This is a genomic window from Treponema sp. UBA7567 (genome assembly GCF_002476655.1).
Classification (GTDB): Bacteria; Spirochaetota; Spirochaetia; order Treponematales; family Treponemataceae; genus Treponema_D.
Window position 1 is genome coordinate 1 of record NZ_DLLH01000011.1, and the last position, 17600, is coordinate 17600.

Below are 17600 nucleotides of genomic sequence, written 5' to 3' on the forward strand. Positions count from 1 at the left end.
AATCTGGGAAAGCTGGAGATGACGGCAATAAAATCTGATTCAGAAGCAATTTTTGACAAAAATCTTCCGCGCTGCAAGTGGTGCAACCTGAAAAATCCAAAATATGTTGCCTATCACGATAATGAATGGGGAATTTTCAGTGAAAAAAGCACGGACGACAAATATCTTTTTGAAATGCTGACTCTCGAAAGTTTTCAGACGGGGCTTTCTTGGGAATGTGTCTTGAACAAGAGGGAAGATTTCCGTTCTGTCTACGACGGATTCGATCTTGAAAAAGTCTCTGGCTACGGCGAGGAAAAAATCGCGGAACTTTTGGAAAATCCAAAAATCATCAGAAACCGGCTAAAAGTAAAGGCAAGCATTTCAAACGCAAGGATTTTTAGGACGATTTGCCTTGAATACGGAAGTTTCTTTAATTTCATAAAAAAGTTTCTGGATGAATATTTATGCAAAAATGCTGTGTCTGAAAATGAAGCCACGAAAAATGCAGAAGATGTTGAGAAAAAATCCGCTCTTTCTGGCATGAAAATAATTCACGAAACAGGCAGGTCAACGAACGGCCTTTCAGACGCAATCTCCGCAGAACTAAAAAAACGCGGAATGAAATTCATGGGAAGCACAATTGTCTATTCATTCTTGCAGGCAATCGGCGTGATTTTTTCACATGATGAAGAGTGCTTTTTGTTCAGGGGGTGAGATTTTTCTGGGATTTTTTTTACAGATAACATTGAGCCATTTTTCGTTTTTGTGGCCGGTGCGGACATCTTCGGTTACCCAGCTTTCCATAAGTTTTAAGGAACTGATTTTTTTCAGTAGTTCTGAAAATTTTGTTTCGTTCATATCGTTAAAAAATCTTCCGTTGCGTTCGCCTTCAAACGTTCCGTATTTAAATGATGTGTAAAAGATTCCGTCCGATTTTAACGATGCAGAAATATTTTTTAGCACGTACAAAAGTTCTTCGGAATTCAAATGCAAGATTGAAGAGCATGCCCAAATTCCGTTGTATTGATTTTTTTCATCAAAATCCAAAAAATCAAGTTGCTTTACATCTATTCCTGTAAACTGACTTGCGAATTCGCACATTTTCTTAGAGCCGTCAATTGCGCGCACTTCAAATCCTTTTGATAGAAAATATTTTGTGTCGCGCCCTGAGCCGCACCCGAAGTCTAAAATTTTGTCTCCCGGTATTAGGTAAGAAAGAAATTTTTCTTGTGTTTCAGAAAAATCTACATTCAATGTTCCTGTTATAAAAACTTCATCATTCTGATTGTAATATTGAAGCGTTTTTTCCTTGTAATCTATCTTAGGTATTTTGTGTGTCATTTTTGATTTTCTCCAGAATACAAATTCGTGCTGTCCGCGACAAGAAGTTCAGATTCTTGCGGAATAACCTTTGTTGCATAAATATCACCTTTTGCAAAGTTCACAAGTTGAGTTTCTTCTATTATATTGCCGAATTTTTTGTAGTAATTTCTTAAATCCTCAAGCAGCTGGGTTTTTATTTTTAAAATATCATTTTTTGAAAGCGAATCCCACAACGCGGAATTTATCGCAATAATTCCCAGGTCTTTTGAAATGAACATAAACCGCTTGCGCTCAAATTTTTCAAAAGGATTTGCAATCATATTTTCTTTGCAGAGTTTTTTATTTTTCAAAAATTCGCTTGTGTACGGGCAAGATTTTTTATCAACGGGAAGATTTCGGTCAATTCTTTCTTTGTAAAACTGAATGTAATCTTTTAGGACTGAATCAATTTTTGCCTCGCCGATTGAATTTGCGTTTTTCAGAAGCGAAAGCAGAAACGGCATTTTATATGAAAGAGTGTAGTCCCGCTGCTCAAGAAAATCGAAAAAATCCTGGTGAATCGTTTTTTCGTTGTGCTCAGGGATATTCAGTTTTTTCCTGATGTTTTTTGTATTTTGAGCGCTGAACATAAAGATTTTCTTTGTTCCGAATGGAAAAACTGCATCCGGAATGATTTTCTTTGCTTTTATCCAGGAATTTATTGTTTCTGTGCTTACAAAAAATTCTCTTGCTAATTGTTCAACGCTTAAAAAATCTTTATATTTTTCGGAAAAATCGTCAATGTCAACTCTTACAATTCGCTCAATTCTTTCTGAAAGCCCGTCAATTGTGAGCATTTCGCCTTGCTTGTAATCGTTTTTTGTTATAAGCCCGAACGGAACATAATATGGATTTGCAAAAATCGAATGCATTGTGCATGGCTGAACCATCGCGCCATATTCGTCTACAACATCGATAATAAAAACGTTTTCTTTTGTGGAAGTTTTTCTAAGTCCGCGCCCGATTTGCTGAAGATACATGACTTTTGAAAGGGTCGGCCGGGCCATCACAATAATTTTTAAGGAAGGATAATCCCAGCCTTCGCTAATCATATTGCAGGTGCACAAAAAGCGGATTTTTTTGTCTGAAAAATCTTTCATCGTTTTTTCTGAGTTGAGGTCTTTGCTTGTGTAGGACGCGGCAGAAATTCCATAGGAATTCAAGATTTTTGCCATTTCTTTTGAATGGTTTGTGTTTACGCAAAAAATCAGCCCCTGCTCATTTTGAAATTTGCCCGAAGAAAAATATTTTTTTAAGACTTCCGCAATCAGCTCGTTCCGGGAAGTTACACGGATTGATTTTTCCAAGTCCGCATTCACATAGTCTTTTCCATTAAACCGGATTTTGCTTAAATCAACATTTGTCTCAATTCTGTAGACATTCGCTTGCGCGACAATTCCTTTTTTCATCGCCTCGGAAAGAGAAAGCTGGGTTTTGTAGCTTCCAAAAATTGATTCAAGTTTCTTTTTGTCCGGCCGCTGGTCGGTTGCGGTAAGTCCGATTAAAAAATCCGGCGAAAAATATTGAATTACGCGTTTGTAAGTTGGCGCGACTGCGTGGTGAGCCTCGTCTGCAACGATGTATGAATATTCGTCCGGTGAAAATTTTCTGTAGTTTCTGGCAAGGAAGGAATATGTTTTTATGCCGATTTTTTGTGTGAGCTCAGGAAGATTTTTTGATATGCGCTTTTCCCAGTCTTCAATTATGTCTTTGTTTGGGGCAAGAATCAGTGTTTTGAAATTCTTTTTTTGTTTTGAAAATAGTTTTAAATCTTCTTCGATTATTTTTGATTTTCCTGCGGCTGTCGGAAGAACAACTAGAAATGTGCTGATTCCGTTTTTCCGCGATTTTTGAATGTCTTCGAGCGTAAGTTTTTGGTGCTCGTAAAGTTTTATCGCCCGGCTTGCGATAATTCCAGTTTGACTGAATTTTTTTGTATCTGAACCAAAAAATCGTTTTATGTCGTCCTGAATTTTTTCCTCAAATTTGCAGTCCTCGGTTGAAAATCGGTAAAGTTTGATTCCCCATTTTGTGCATTCGTTTTGTTTTGCAAGCTGTTTTCTGTATTTTTCAATTCCGATAATCTGCGGATGATGATAATTTATGCCGTTTTCTTCAACAGCGATGTCACCGTCGGCCGTATGGATTAAATAATCAAGAAAAAATGTGTTTCCTTTTTCATCCGTGATTGAATATTCCTTGTTTAGAAAACTTAAACTGGATTCGCCGTAGACTTTTGAAAATTCTTCTTCAAAATAAAATTCCAGCGGAGAACTTTCTGCAAAATCTTCGCGGTTTGCAGCTGTTTTTTGTCTTGCGTTTTTTATTTCCGGATTTTCAATATTTTTGTTTCTGTCATAAAATAAAAAGTCCCTTGCCGATTCCTCGTCTTCTTTTAAAAATCTGTAGACTTCAGAAAATTCCTTCATGTAGGAATTTTGTTTGTCCGTCAAAAGAGAATAATTTATTTCGATAAGTTTTTTTGAATTTGTCCGGCAGATTCCGCTGTCAATTATGACCGCTTTGTCGTTTAAAACATAAAAATCACTTTTTCCGCCGTTCGCGTACCACACAGTTTCTTTTGGTATTAAGTGATTAAAAAATGAGATTGAAGCCATTTTTTTGTCCTTAATAACGGTCGTTTTTTGGGACAGAATTTTTGACTTTATTTGAAATTTCCATCATTCACCTACCAAAGCCAAAAAATCAGATGTGGAGAGAACTTGTACAAATGATGTTGAAAAATCTTTTGTATTTTCGGTTATGATGTAATCAAGATTTGCCTTTTTTGAGCATTGCATCTGAAGTCCGTCTTCCAAGTCTTCTAAATTTTCTTCACTAAGAACTGTTTCAAAATCTGATTTTTCTTCTGTGATGACATTGAATTTTGATAAAATGAACTGTAAAAGTTTTTGTCTTTCAGATTTTGAAAATTCTTTTCGGATACAGAAGTATAAATCTGTCAATGAGTGAGAAGCAACATAGCCTTCGGCATTTTTTGCCATTAAATAACGCATTGCCTTTTCTGCATTTCTGCCATTTTTCGGTTGTGCTAAAAGCCAGTCAATTATAATATTTGTATCGATAAGTACATTCATTATTTGATTCCATATTTCTCAGATTTATTTTTATTTATTGTCTTAATAGAATCAGATTCCAACGAAAGGCTTCCTGTAAAATGGTTGAAAAGTTCTTCATCTTCTGCTGAAAGCGTTTTTTTTGCCGAATTTTTTTTATATTTTGAAAAAAGAGAATATATAAAGGTAGTTACTTTTTCCTGATCTTGCACAGTCAGCTGATTATAAGTGTCAATAACTGATGTTTGCATATAAACGCCTCCAATTTTAAGCCTAAATAATCTTTAGAATTATATCACATTTTTTGAATTCCTGTCCAAAAAAACGACCGTTTTTCTGCGCAGGTCAATTGGTGCGCGTCTTGCGGAATTCCTTTGTTTTATGAAACGGATTCTGTTGGCTCGGGATGCAAGTGTCCTCTTTGCCACGGTGAAACTGAATATCTTTCCAGCGATTTGCGGCCGGTTTTTCCGGAGGAGCGGCTTTTACTGGAGCTTCTGCTCGAAAAAGAGCCGTTCAGCTTGGCATCATCTTCGGTGTGGAACAGCGCGAACCGTTACTACATCGACGGAAAATCTGTTGCAATCTCATCTTCGGTTTTTAGAAACGCCGACTGCGATTCTCTCCGCAAAAACCTTGACGAGCTTTCAAAAGAAAATCTTGAAATTTCAAAGAAACACTTTGACTCAATAATCCAGAAATTTATTCAGGCGAACAAAAGCCGTTTTAATTCCATAAAGGACGAGGCTTTTGCTTTTGTTCAAGATGAGGCAGATAAGTTCGTGCAGAAAAACGGCGCAGGCTCAGAAAACCGCATGATTGTCTCATTCAGTGGCGGAAAAGATTCCACGGCGACTGCGGATGTTGTTATAAAGGCACTAGGAAATCCGTACATAACTCATCTTTTTGGAAACACAACGCTTGAATTTCCTATGACAACAGAATATGCCGAACGCTACAGAAAGGCGCACCCGATGGCTGAATTCAGAATTGCTCAGAACACTGACCAGAATTTTTACGAAGTCTGCAAGGAAATCGGGCCGCCTGCAAGAATGATGCGCTGGTGCTGCTCGATGTTCAAGACCGGACCGATTACGCGCGTTCTGAACCGCAAATTCGGCGACAAGCAGATTCTAACGTTTTATGGAATCCGCAAGAACGAAAGCGTCAGCCGCTCAAAATACAGCCGCGTCACAGAAAACACCGAGACTGTAAAAATCCAGAAGCAGACAGTCGCAAGCCCGATTTTTGACTGGAAGGACTTGGACGTGTGGCTCTATCTTCTTTCGGAAAAAGTTGACTTCAACGACGCTTACCGTCTCGGCTACGACAGAGTCGGCTGCTGGTGCTGCCCGAACAACAATCTCCGGGCGCAGTTTCTTTCGCGCATCTACATGAAAGAGCAAAGCGAAAAATGGCGGACTTTCCTTGTTGATTTTGCACGGCAGATTGGCAAGCCCGACGCGGAAGAATATGTGGACTCAGGAAAATGGAAGGCCCGGCAGGGCGGAAACGGCGTTGCTGCCGCAGGCGATGTAAAGCTCAAATTCACAAACTGCACGAGCGAGGAGCATTCAAAAATCTACCAGCTTACGCACGCCCTTGACGACAGTTTTTTGAATATGCTCGTTCCGTTTGGAATTCTGGCTCCGGAGCTAGGACGCAAGCTGATTCACGAGACGCTGATTCTGGACGCAAAGACGAATGTCCCGATAATTTCTGTCCAGCCGTTCAACCAGAGCGGTTTTGAGCATGCCGTAAAAGTGCGCACGATGAACGTTGAAAAGCATGACGACCTTCAGCGCATGATTGGCTATCAGGTGAGGAAATTCAACGCGTGCAGAAAGTGCCTTAAATGCGAGTCCGTCTGCCGCTTTGGAGCGATTTCTCTTGCCGGAAACGAATATCACATAAATCCGGAAAAATGCAGGCACTGCAAAAAATGCGTCACGGAAAAATATCTGACCGGCGGCTGCATGATGGAAAAATATTTAAGGACAAAGGACGTGTGAACGCCTAACGCTCACGCGTTAGGGATTTGCAAACCTGCGGTTTGTTGCGAGATTTTGCTGACGCAAAACTCGTTATTTACGTGTGCGCAAGATTGCGCACGCCTAATGCTGACGCGTTAGGGATTGTAGCACCGCGAAGCGTTGTTTTTGAAAATGTTTTGCTTGAAGTTTTGCTTCTTTCAAAACAATGCAGGCGAAAGCCGGAAGTGCGAAAAGCCCGGCCCGAACGAAGTGAGGGAAACGCCCGAATAAAAAGGAAAATAAAAATGAAATACAGAGGACACGAGACATTTTCAATCCGCAAAAACTGGCTTGCAAAGGGAATTGAGGCGGTTCAAAAAAATCCGGGAATTTTTACGGACAAAACTCTTGAGCCGATGGACGAGCTTGGAATCGGGCGGAACATGGTTGTTTCGCTGCGCTACTGGATGAAGGCGGTTGGGCTGACAAAAGAAGAAAAAGGCAAAGAATCGAAAAAGACGGAGACAAGTTTTACTCCGCTTGGGAAGATTATTTACGAGCACGACAAGTTTGTTGAGGAAGCCGGAACGCTCTGGCTTTTGCAGAATGAGCTTGCCGCAAACCGCGAAAATGCGACTTCCTGGTACTTTTTCTTTAATGAATTCAATCTTACGGAATTTACGAAAGATGATTTTGTTACTGAGCTTTTGAAATTTGACAAAGGAAATGGTGGCTCTACGGCTCTTAGCTCTTTTGACAGCGATTTTGAATGTATTGTGAACACTTACGTTTCCCGATTTAAGAATGCTGCGGAAATTGACCCGGAAGATAACATCGAGTCTCCGTTTGCCGAGCTTGGCCTTGTAGATTCAATTGGCAGCGGAAAAAAATTGTATAGAAAAGTGATTCCGCCAAAACAGAATATTCCGCCGCTAATTTTTCTTGCCTCGCTTTACAGAATGTGCGAAAAAAACGAGGACGGCGGCGCAAAACTTGAATACAAAAATTTTGAGATTCCGCTTTCGGACATTCAGAACAGAAAAAACAGCGCAGGAAAAGTTTTTAATCTTGATGTCATCACTTTGATGGACATTTTGAGCGAGCTTGAGACTTTGAATTTTCTGAAAGTTGTGCGGACTAGCGGGCTTGATGTCGTCCGTCTTTTGCCGTGGAAAGATTTTGAAAAAGTTTCCGGCGGAAAATCCGCTTATGAAAACTGCATAGAAAAATATTACGGGGAACTGAAAAAATGAAACTTCAAGAAAAAAATATGATAACTGCCTCAAAGAATTTTCAATCCTCGGTGAATATCGCATTCGATTTTGACAATGCGGAAAAAATCGCGGGATTTATTCCGACTTTTGAAGCTATAAAATTTATTGACGATGCGATTTCAAGCACAAGAAGCACTGGCGTTTCTGAAAAAAAATCTTCTGAAAGCCACGCAGGAATTTTGATTGGTCCTTATGGAAAAGGAAAATCCTACATCGTGCTTGAAACACTTTCTCTTCTATATAATAACCCGGATTTGAAAGATTCCTTTGAGTCGCTTGCGCAAAAAGTCAGAGCGAAAAATCCGGGCGTTGCAGAAAATATTCTTCAGTATGTAAAAAGCGGGCGGCGGCTTTTGCCGATTGTGATAAACGGAAATTCGCAGAGCCTTTCGCAGTCGTTTTTGTATGCGCTTCATCTGACTTTAAAAAGGCGGGAATTTGAAAATCTTATGCCTGAAACCCATTTTGAGTCGGCTGCAAAAATGATTGAAAAATGGGAAAACGAATATCCTGAGACTCTTGAAAAATTCAATCGGCTTGCTTCCGTAAAAGCGGCGGAGTTCAAGCGGAATCTTTTAAATTATAATTCTGACTTTTTTGAGGAATTTGAAAAACTTTATCCGTCGCTTACTTCGGGAAGCGAATTCAATCCGTTTGCTGGCTTTGATGTTGCCGATATTTATGAGCAGGTCTGCAAGAAACTTTGCGAAAGCGGAAAATACGACGGAATTTTTGTCGTTTACGATGAATTCGGAAAATATCTTGAGTCGAGCATTGCGCATGCGACCGTAAAAGACACAAAACTCTTGCAGGATTTTGCCGAGCGTTCTGACCGCAGCGGAAAAAATCAGCTTCACTTGCTTTTGATTTGCCACAAGGAAATTGAAAATTACATCGACATTCTGCCAAAGCAAAAAGTTGACGGCTGGAAAGGCGTTTCCGAGCGTTTCCGTCATATTCATCTTTACAGCAATTATTCTGAAGTCTACAGCCTGATAAGCGCGGCGATTATAAAAAATCCGGCTGAATGGAAAAACTTTTGCGTTCAGAACAAGGCGCAGTTTGAAAATCTTAAAAACGTCTGGCTCGGTGATGGATTCCGCCTCTTTTCAAATCTTGAAGGCGGTTTTGCTGATACAATTTTATACGGATGCTATCCGCTTCACCCGGTTACAAGCTACATTTTGCCGCGTCTTTCTGAAAAAGTTGCGCAGAACGAGCGCACGCTTTTTACTTTTCTTTCCGGCAATGACAAAAACGGATTTTCTTCCTTGATTGAAAAACTTGAAGAATCTGGAAAAACAGAGGCTGACGGAAAAGAATTTTTGCAGGGCGGAAAAATAATTCTTTTTACGCCGGACGTTCTTTTTGACTATTTTGAAAATCAGCTTCAAAACGAGCCTTACACAAGCGAAATCAAAAAATATTATCTTGTTGCGTCTCAGATTTTGCGCCAGCTTGAAAAAACTTCCCTTGAATCAAAAATTGTAAAGACTATTTCGCTGATTTACTGCCTGAACCAGTTTGAGCGGCTTTCCCCGGACTTGAATTTTCTTTTCGCGCTTTACGATGACGCGGGATTTTCTCGTGATGAAATCCGCGGCGCGGTGAAAAATCTTTCTGAAAATCTTGGCGTGGTTTACCTGAACGTCCACAACAATTACCTTCAGCTGAAGGCGGCTTCCGGCGCGGATATTCCGGCTCTGATTTCTGACTGCGTTGAAAAAAGGCGGCGGACAGTCCGCATCGTTGACATCCTGAACAGTTTCAACACGGAAAAATTCATTTATCCGACTTTGTACAACATCAAAAACAAGATGACGCGATATTTCCGCTTTGTGTTTGTCTCTGAAAAAGAATTTTTGGAGCGTGAAGACTGGAAAACATTTTCTGAAAATTTTAATTCCGACGGCTGCGTTTTCGCGCTCTTCAAGGATTTTGAAAATGCGGAAGATTCTGGCGGAACAGATTTTGACAAAGAAAAAATTATTGAAAAAGCAAAGAAACTTTCTTCAGAATCAAAAAATCTTGTCTTTATAGTTTCAAAACTGGATGAGAATTTTTCTGAAAAGCTGCGCCGTTTCGATTCTGTCGCGTTCTTGCGGAACCAGCTTTTTGCGGCTTCTTCAAATTCTTTGGATTCTGTTCTTTTTGACGAGTACGACATTGTTTATCAGGATTTGTACGAGGTTGTAAAGCAGATTGTCCATTCTTATGTTCAGCCGGAGCGGAATCTTGCGCTTTACGTTTCGCTTGGCGCGGAGCGAAAACTTTACAGAAAATCTGAACTCACAAATCTTGTCTCGGATATTTGCTCGGAAATTTTTTACAGAACGCCGGTCATAAACAATGAAATGCTGAACAAAAATTGCCTTACAGGTGCGGCTGCAAAAAGCCGGGCTAAGCTTGTGGACGCGATGCTGAATTCTCCTTCTTTGGATTTGGGCTTGAGCGGAAGCGGTCAGGAAGTTTCGTTTATGAGAAGCGCGCTTTTGCGCCCTGGAATTCTAAAAAAGGCTGACAAGGATTCAGCGGAAAAGAAAATCTTTAATCTTGAGCCTGATTCCGGCAACGCAAAAAATGACGGAAACTTTAAGAATCTTTTTGCGGTGATAAAAGAATTTTTTGCGCGCGCGGAAGAAAACGAAATCAGTTTTTCGCCTCTTTTTGAGCTTCTCGTAAAGGCAGAAAACGGATTCGGTCTTAGGCGCGGCGTGATTCCGCTCTACATTGCCGCCGTTCTCTCTTCATTTTCAAAAAATATTGTGCTTAAAAAAAGCGGAATTGAAGTTCCTGTGAACGCCCAAAGCCTTGCTGAAATCGCGGAAAGTCCTGAAGAGTTTTCTGTCCGTGTCCAAAAATGGAATGATGAAAAGGAAAATTACATTCATTCGCTTGAAAATCTCTTTGCCGACTTTGTGATTGAAGAAGAGAAAAATGCGAACGGCTATTCTTACCTTATAAACGCGATGCTCCGCTGGTACCGCTCGCTTGCAAAATACACAAAGCAGATGAAAAAAGTTTACTGCGGCTTTGAAGATTCTCTTGCTGAAACAAAATTTGCCGCCGTGCGGAAAGAATATTCTGATTTTCTGAATATCTTGAAGCAGGGCGGATTCGGCGCGAACGAAATCCTTTTTGAGAAAATTCCTTGCGCGTTCAAAAAAGAAAAGCCGGAGCAGGCTGATTTTGCGCTTTCAGAAAATATAAAAAGTGCGAAGAACTTTTTTGACTTTGCGCTGGAAAACTTCACGGAAAAAATCATTGATGAGACAAAAAATTTCTTTGACAAGAACGCAGGCGAAAAGTCGCTGAAAAATGTGATTGCGGAATTCTGCGCGGAACTTGAGCCGGAAACTGAAAACCACGTTTTTGAAAACGGTGCGCACTCTCTTTTTAAGATTTACAAGTCCGCCGGAAACGATGAAAAGCAGATTGTGTTTGAAATGGCAAAAGTTCTGACCGGACTTAGCATTGACGACTGGAACGATGAGACTGTGGACGTATTTTTTGAGCGGCTTTCGGAACTGAACAAGACGCTTATGGAATTTAGAAATCCGTCTGGGCTTCGGCAGTCTCAGAGTCCGGCTGATAGTTTTGAAAATCTGGCAGGCGCAAAAAACACGGTGCCTTGTAAAGGTGCAAACAATTACGAAATCCGGTTTGCCCAAAGCGGAGCTGAAAACGCAAAATCAAAGTCGTTTAAGAAAGTTGAATGTTCCGTTAGGGCAAAATCGCTCGAAGAGGAAATCTGGCGGACGATTGAAGAAATGGGGCAGTCCGTGACGGATGCGGAAAAAAGGCAGGTTCTAGTGAGTTTGCTGGAAAAGCTGTGCTAATAATGACGCGAGTTTTTGCAACACAAAAACTCGATAGTGAGCATAGCGAACGTACGTTAGGGATTGTAGCACCGAAGTTCCGGAACGAAGTGTAGGAATGAGCGGTTAGCGAAGTGCGAAAAGCCCGACCGCCGCTTGCGGTGGGAACGCCCCAAAATTGGAGGAAAAATGAGTTTTTATTTTGACAACGCGGCGACGACTTTTCCGAAGCCTGAATGTGTCTACGGTTTTATGGATTCTTTTTACCGTTCTAACGGCGGAAATGCGGGGCGCGGGCAGTACAAGCTTGCGGCGGAGGCGTCAAAGGTGATTTTTGAGACGCGCGGCTTTATCCAGAAAATTCTCTGCTGCCCGAACAAGGACGTGATTTTTGCTCCGAGCGCGACGATTGCGCTGAACATGGTGATTCAAGGGCTGCTTGCGGACGACAAGAGGAAAACCGTTTACATTTCGCCGTTCGAGCATAATTCGGTGACGCGCGTTCTGCATCATTTTGAAAAGAGCGGAAAAATCAGCGTAAGGCAGCTTTTTGTCTCGCCTGATTTTGAATACTGCATGGAAAAAATCAACGCGCAGTTTGCGGAGATTCCGCCGGACATTGTGATTGTAAGCCACGCTAGCAACGTAATCGGGCTTGTCGCTCCTGTCCTTGAAATTTTTGCGGCGGCGAAAAAGTTTGGTGCGGTTACGGTAACCGACATGGCGCAGACGGCAGGGCTTGTTCCGCTGAATGTGGCGAGCGAGCTTGTTGACTTTGCGGTTTTTGCCGGGCACAAGACTTTGTACGGACCGTTCGGAATCGGCGGATTTGTGAAGAGCCGTAATGTGAGACTAGAGCCGGTTCTTTTTGGCGGAACAGGCGTTGAGTCGGCGAGGCAGGAAATGCCCGAAAACATTCCGAGCCGCTACGAGATGGGAAGCCAGAACATCTGCGCGGTTGCGGGACTTCATGCGGCGGCACAGTGGTTTTTGCAGAATCAGGACGAAATCCGAGCCACCGAAGAAAAAAATCACCATAGACTTTTAGAGATTTTGCAGCGTTACGACTTTGTAAAAATTGCAGGACCGGCGGACAGGTTTTCACAAAAGACAAAATGCATTGGCGTTGTATCCACGGTTTTTGACGGCTACTCGGCGGAAGACATCGGAAACGTTTTTGACGAGGCGGAAATCGCCGTGCGCACCAGTCTTCAATGCTCGCCGCTCGCGCACAAATTCTTAGGCACATTCCCGGCAGGAACAGTGCGCTTCAGCGTGGGATATTTCACAAGCGAAGAGGACTTTTGCGCGCTGGAAAAGGCGATGGGGTATATAGAGGAAAATAGGTAGAAACACATTTGTTAGGAGATATAAGTTATGAGTGAAATTAAGAAATTTCAAGATTTGGTAAATCAAATTACATCAAATGAATTGGTTCTGCCTGATTTTCAGAGAAATTTTGTCTGGAAAGAAGGAAAGATGATAAATCTTTATGCCAGTGTTTTGTGCAGAATGCCTGTAGGTAGTATTTTAACTTTGGAATCTGATGATGCTGGTTTTGCGTGTAAAAGAATTGGTGCGAAAACAAGAACTGGCAACGCGGCAATTGAGCCGGACAGAAAAAATATTACGTATTTGATTGACGGTCAGCAACGAGTCACATCCTTGTTTGCAGGATTCACAACATATTTTTTTGACACTTATAAAGATTCTCTAAAAAATCTTTCTTCATCATCGTTAAAAAATATGTTTTTTGTGAAAATTCCGGCCAATACTTCTCAAAATTCAGAAATCGATGACTTGTTCGGCGTAAAAAAACTTGAATTTCCAAAAGATATTCTAACAGAAAAAAAATACTACTCAACGGCTGAAATGCGGGAGATGATTTCTTCTGAAAAACCTGATGTAATTTTGGGAAGAAAAAATTCTGTTGTAGATATTCATAATGATAATGATTTAAGCTTGATTGAAAAGTATTGTACAGAAGAAAAAGACGGTGCTTATCATATTCCTCTTCAATACATTGACAATGATGACAGCAAAATCCAGTTGTCATACGATAGGATTCTTGCAAAAATTTCAGACTCGTACTCAGTTTCTCAGAAGAAAGATGAAAATGAGGATCGCAGAAAGATATGGCAAAAGAATATTCAGAAGTATTTGTCAGAGTGTCTTTTGACTTTGAAGATAAATCAGATTGCTGTTGAAAATTCCAACAAGTCTCGCGCAATAGATATTTACAGCAATTTAAATCAGGGTGGAGCTCCTTTAAGTGTTTTCGATTTGGTTACGGCAAAAGTCGGAGGTGTAAAAGACGTAAAATACAATTATAATGATAAGGTAAGCGAATATTTTACTTCTCCATTTTTTGTTAAAATTGATATTCTGCCTATTATTGCACAACAGTGGATTAAAAATTTTCAACATAAGTACGATGTGATTCAAAAATCAGGAATAATTGAAAATGGAATTATCAGTCCTCAATTCATTGAAGTATTCTTAAAAGTAATCACTTTTCTAATTACAAAAGAAAATAAGCCAAAAGAATTTGAGCCAAAGAATTTAACAAAACGAGACAAGATTCTGGATCTTCCTGCTGATATGATTGCGTCAAAAACAGAAACTGTTTGCACAGCAATGAAAAGGGCAATGTGTTTTTTTCAGACACGTTGTGGAATTCGAAAATTTTCTGAAATAAATTATAAGGCAGAATTTGGACTTGTTTCTTTTATTTTTACTGATGATGAATTGTACAACAGAATTGAAATTCATGACTTCCTTGAGTATTGGTACTGGATTTCCTTGTTTGGTTATATCTATCCAACAAAGCAAGACATTTCTATTTATTCAGAAATAAACAAATTCTTGAATTTCTTCAATAACATGGATTTTTCTCGTTATACAGAATTAAAACAATTAAGAAAAAACAGTGTTCTAAAAGCTCATAATCTGACAGACGAAAAAACTTTAACTATGGAAAATGTTTCATCTGGTATCGTTCCGCCTGATAAAATAAGTACATTCATTTGTCAGTTCTACCTTTCGCAAGGATATAAAGATTTTCACACAGATGAAGAATTGAATTTCTTGAGCGAAAGTGTATTTGGAATGCATCATATAATTCCTTTAGGCAGTGATAAAAAAATCGGAGAGTCAACAAAAGATATTCGCAAGAATCCTTATGACATACATAATTCTCCACTGAATTTTATTTATATAACGCAGACTTCAAACTCTGATATTTCTGATATGAAATTTTCTGATTATTCTCAAGATGAAAAGGTAAAAAATGCTCTTGCCAGTATTCATTATAACTCCGTTATAGACGGTGTTGATATAGATACTTTTATAAAGAGCAGGTTCAAGTCCGTTGAAAATGAACTGAATAAACATCTTGATTTATTGGAAAAATCAATTGATAAAAACTGGAATTTTTAAAAATGATTTTTCCTAATCTTTCCATCAAACAAGAATACCGTTCTCCACAAGACAATATCGTCAAGGATTTTTACATTCCTGTTCTTGAAAACGCTGTTTCGTACAAGCGTTCTGTCGGATTTTTTTCTTCTTCGGCGTTGGTTGAAATTTCAAAAGGAATTTGCGAGCTTGCCAAGAAAGGCGGAAAAATCGAGCTTGTGGCGTCTCCTTATCTTTCTGCGGAAGATGAAGAGGCAATCCGAAAAGGCTATGAGAACCGCGCAAAAATTATAGAAAATGCGCTTCTTCGCGGACTGAAAACTGAATCAGAAAATTTCTTTGAAAAGGAACGGCTGAATCTTCTTGCCAATCTGATTGAATCCGGCGTGCTGAATATAAAAATCGCTTTTACCGAAAACGGCTCATCGGTCGGAATGTATCACGAAAAACTTGGGCTTGTTGAGGATTCCGACGGAAACAAAATCGCATTCTCAGGCTCGATGAACGAATCCGAAAACGCATTCACAAAAAACTATGAAACAGTCGATGTTTTCTGTTCGTGGAAGTCGGAAGATGAAAAAGCACGCGTGATTCAAAAGGAAAAATCGTTCGCCGCAATCTGGGGAAACTTTGACGGAAAACTGAAAGTCCTGCATTTTCCGTCAATCGACAAGGCGATTCTTGAAAAATATAAGCGAGGAACGGCTGATTTTGAGCTGGATAAAAAAGAGTTTTCGCAAAACAGAAATGTTACGTACAAAATAGATCACGAAAACAGGACAGATATTCCCGATGAAGTTGCAGTGGCGGAATCAAGTAACGAAAAATCAATCTTAGTAGATAAACTTTTCTTTGATTTTAAAGGCAAAAAATTTCCAAGACCGCATCAAATAAAGGCGATAGAGAATTTTGAATCAAACAATTTTCAGACGCTTCTTGCAATGGCGACCGGAACTGGAAAAACTTTGACTTCTTTGTTCTGCGCAAATGAGCTTTCAAGAAAAATTGAGTTAACTTCCGTGCTGATAATTGTTCCTCTAAAAGATTTGGTTGACCAGTGGCAAAAAGATATTGAGAAATGTTTTTGTGGAGAAATTATTCCAATCCGCTCCGGGCTTGACTGGAAAGAAAAATTGTCGGATTTGCGGCTTCTGAAAATCCTGAAAAAAGACGGACAAAATAAAAGACTTGTGATTATCACGACTTACGATTCTTTCTGCGGAAACGACGAGAAAATTCTTGAATCGCTGGAACTAGATTCAACTTTGATAATCGCCGATGAAGTCCATAAATTCGGGGCTGCAAGCTATTCAAAAAAACTTCCTGAAAAAATCAAATATAGAATCGGGCTTTCCGCGACTCCAAAGCGTCCTTACGACGAAAAAGGCACAAAGGCGATTTTTGATTATTTTTGTCCGTCCGAAAATCCCTATGAATTTTCTATAAAGAATGCGATTGAAGCGGATATGCTCTGCCATTATGAGTATCATCCTGCGGTTGTTCCTCTCACGGATTTTGAAATGGAAGACTATGAAAATATTTCTGAGAAAGTCTCGCGCTTTTCTGTCATTGTCAATAATTCCTCTAAAACAGACAAAGAAGATGAAGAGCGGCTGGAACAGCTTTTAAAGGAGCGGCACAGGATAATCGAGCGCGCTCAAAACAAAAAAACAGAATTCTTAGAAATCATGCAGAATGAGCTTTTTAAATACAAGGACAAGACGATTGTTTTCTGCCCCGACGGAAAAGACGAGAACGGCAAGGATTTTTTGGAATCCTATAAATCAGAACTTTGGAACGAATTGAAGTCAAAAGGAAAAATTGTGCGGATGAGCGAATACGTTCAGGGAACAAAGCGCGAAATCATAGAAAGTTTTACAGCCGGAGCAATCGATATTCTTTTTGCCAAGCAGCGTTTGAATGAAGGAATTGATATTCCTGCGGCAAAACGTGCTTTCTTTATTGCAAGCAGCACTTCCGAACGCGAGTTCATTCAGCGGCGTGGCCGTGTCTTAAGAAAATCGCCTGAGACAAACAAGACGCTTGCCGAGATTTTCGACTTTATCGTAGTTCCGCCAGACAGAAATTCAGTTTATGCGCAGTCAATTGTTGAGAACGAAATAAAACGTGCAATGGATTTTGCCGCAACCGCAGACAACTACGAGGAAATAGAAACAATTCTGAGAAAATATTTATAGAGAGGAAAAAATATGGGAAAACTTGAAAATGATTTGCCAAAAATTGTGCAACAAGCATTAAAAAATGAAGATGATGTTACACGCGTTTTAGTGAACACATTGCTTAAACAAATTTATAAAAACCATAAGCAAGGAAATATAAAAGCTTTAGTTGCAAAAACTCTTGATGATGAATTGGACAAACTCATTCAGTCTGGTGCAATTGATATTGATAATCTTGGAGGAGCGGAATAATGGAATTTAAGTGTATTACAATCTCAAATTTTTTATCTTATTATGATAAAAATGAAATTGAATTTTCCCCTGCGACAACGATTTNNATCGGACAGAACAAATCAGGAAAATCAAAATTATTCGATGCCATTAACTTTGTTTTGTATAATCGTATTTTTTTGACAGATGAGGGTGAAAACGGTGAATGGATTACAAATGATAAACAGATAGCGCCACTAATTCTTAATAATCATAAAAAAAGTGAGGCGTTAAAACATAATGATTC

The 17600-nt window shown here is 39.8% G+C and carries 13 protein-coding genes; 9 read left to right on the top strand and 4 right to left on the bottom strand.

Translation table 11 applies throughout. The features are described 5' to 3' along the window. Positions 1-18: 18 nt before the first annotated feature. Positions 19-696, top strand: a complete 678-nt coding sequence (locus tag B3Y13_RS00685; protein ID WP_296692047.1) for a DNA-3-methyladenine glycosylase I — start codon at positions 19-21, stop codon at positions 694-696. On the opposite strand, the gene B3Y13_RS00690 is transcribed toward B3Y13_RS00685, so the two are convergent. From B3Y13_RS00690 to B3Y13_RS00705, 4 genes are all read right to left on the bottom strand, one after another. Further along, positions 661-1323 (bottom strand): class I SAM-dependent methyltransferase, encoded by a 663-nt coding sequence (locus B3Y13_RS00690; protein WP_296692005.1) that lies wholly within the window; start codon positions 1321-1323, stop codon positions 661-663. The genes B3Y13_RS00685 and B3Y13_RS00690 overlap by 36 nt on opposite strands. After that, positions 1320-3962, bottom strand: coding sequence for a DEAD/DEAH box helicase (locus tag B3Y13_RS00695; RefSeq protein ID WP_296692010.1), 2643 nt, complete (start codon positions 3960-3962; stop codon positions 1320-1322). Before B3Y13_RS00695 ends, B3Y13_RS00690 begins: the two co-directional genes overlap by 4 nt. Positions 3963-4025: 63 nt before the next feature. Then, on the bottom strand, positions 4026-4442 hold the full coding sequence (locus B3Y13_RS00700; protein ID WP_296692012.1) for a type II toxin-antitoxin system VapC family toxin: 417 nt from the start codon (positions 4440-4442) through the stop codon (positions 4026-4028). After that, on the bottom strand, positions 4442-4672 hold the full coding sequence (locus tag B3Y13_RS00705; RefSeq protein WP_296692015.1) for a hypothetical protein: 231 nt from the start codon (positions 4670-4672) through the stop codon (positions 4442-4444). The genes B3Y13_RS00700 and B3Y13_RS00705 overlap by 1 nt, the downstream gene beginning before the upstream one ends. A 123-nt stretch (positions 4673-4795) precedes the next feature. On the opposite strand from B3Y13_RS00705, the gene B3Y13_RS00710 reads away from it, so the two are divergent. The 8 genes from B3Y13_RS00710 to B3Y13_RS00745 all read left to right on the top strand — a co-directional run. After that, positions 4796-6433, top strand: a complete 1638-nt coding sequence (locus B3Y13_RS00710; protein WP_296692019.1) for a phosphoadenosine phosphosulfate reductase family protein — start codon at positions 4796-4798, stop codon at positions 6431-6433. Between the two features lie 266 nt (positions 6434-6699). Beyond that, on the top strand, positions 6700-7647 hold the full coding sequence (locus B3Y13_RS00715) for a DUF4007 family protein (protein WP_296692023.1): 948 nt from the start codon (positions 6700-6702) through the stop codon (positions 7645-7647). Beyond that, positions 7644-11507, top strand: a complete 3864-nt coding sequence (locus B3Y13_RS00720; RefSeq protein ID WP_296692028.1) for a hypothetical protein — start codon at positions 7644-7646, stop codon at positions 11505-11507. The genes B3Y13_RS00715 and B3Y13_RS00720 overlap by 4 nt, the downstream gene beginning before the upstream one ends. A gap of 168 nt (positions 11508-11675) precedes the next feature. Continuing rightward, the gene (locus B3Y13_RS00725; protein WP_296692031.1) at positions 11676-12836 is read left to right on the top strand and encodes an aminotransferase class V-fold PLP-dependent enzyme; all 1161 of its coding nucleotides are present in this window, start codon (positions 11676-11678) and stop codon (positions 12834-12836) included. Positions 12837-12863: 27 nt separating this feature from the next. Continuing rightward, the gene (locus B3Y13_RS00730; RefSeq protein ID WP_296692036.1) at positions 12864-14924 is read left to right on the top strand and encodes a DUF262 domain-containing protein; all 2061 of its coding nucleotides are present in this window, start codon (positions 12864-12866) and stop codon (positions 14922-14924) included. A 2-nt stretch (positions 14925-14926) separates the two neighbouring features. Next, a complete protein-coding gene (locus B3Y13_RS00735; protein WP_296692039.1) occupies positions 14927-17101 on the top strand; it encodes a DEAD/DEAH box helicase family protein in 2175 nt (724 codons plus the stop codon). 12 nt (positions 17102-17113) lie between these two features. Then, on the top strand, positions 17114-17335 hold the full coding sequence (locus B3Y13_RS00740) for a hypothetical protein (RefSeq protein WP_296692042.1): 222 nt from the start codon (positions 17114-17116) through the stop codon (positions 17333-17335). After that, positions 17335-17600: AAA family ATPase (locus B3Y13_RS00745; RefSeq protein ID WP_296692045.1), on the top strand; the 266-nt coding region annotated here is incomplete at its 3' end. The genes B3Y13_RS00740 and B3Y13_RS00745, both read left to right, overlap by 1 nt.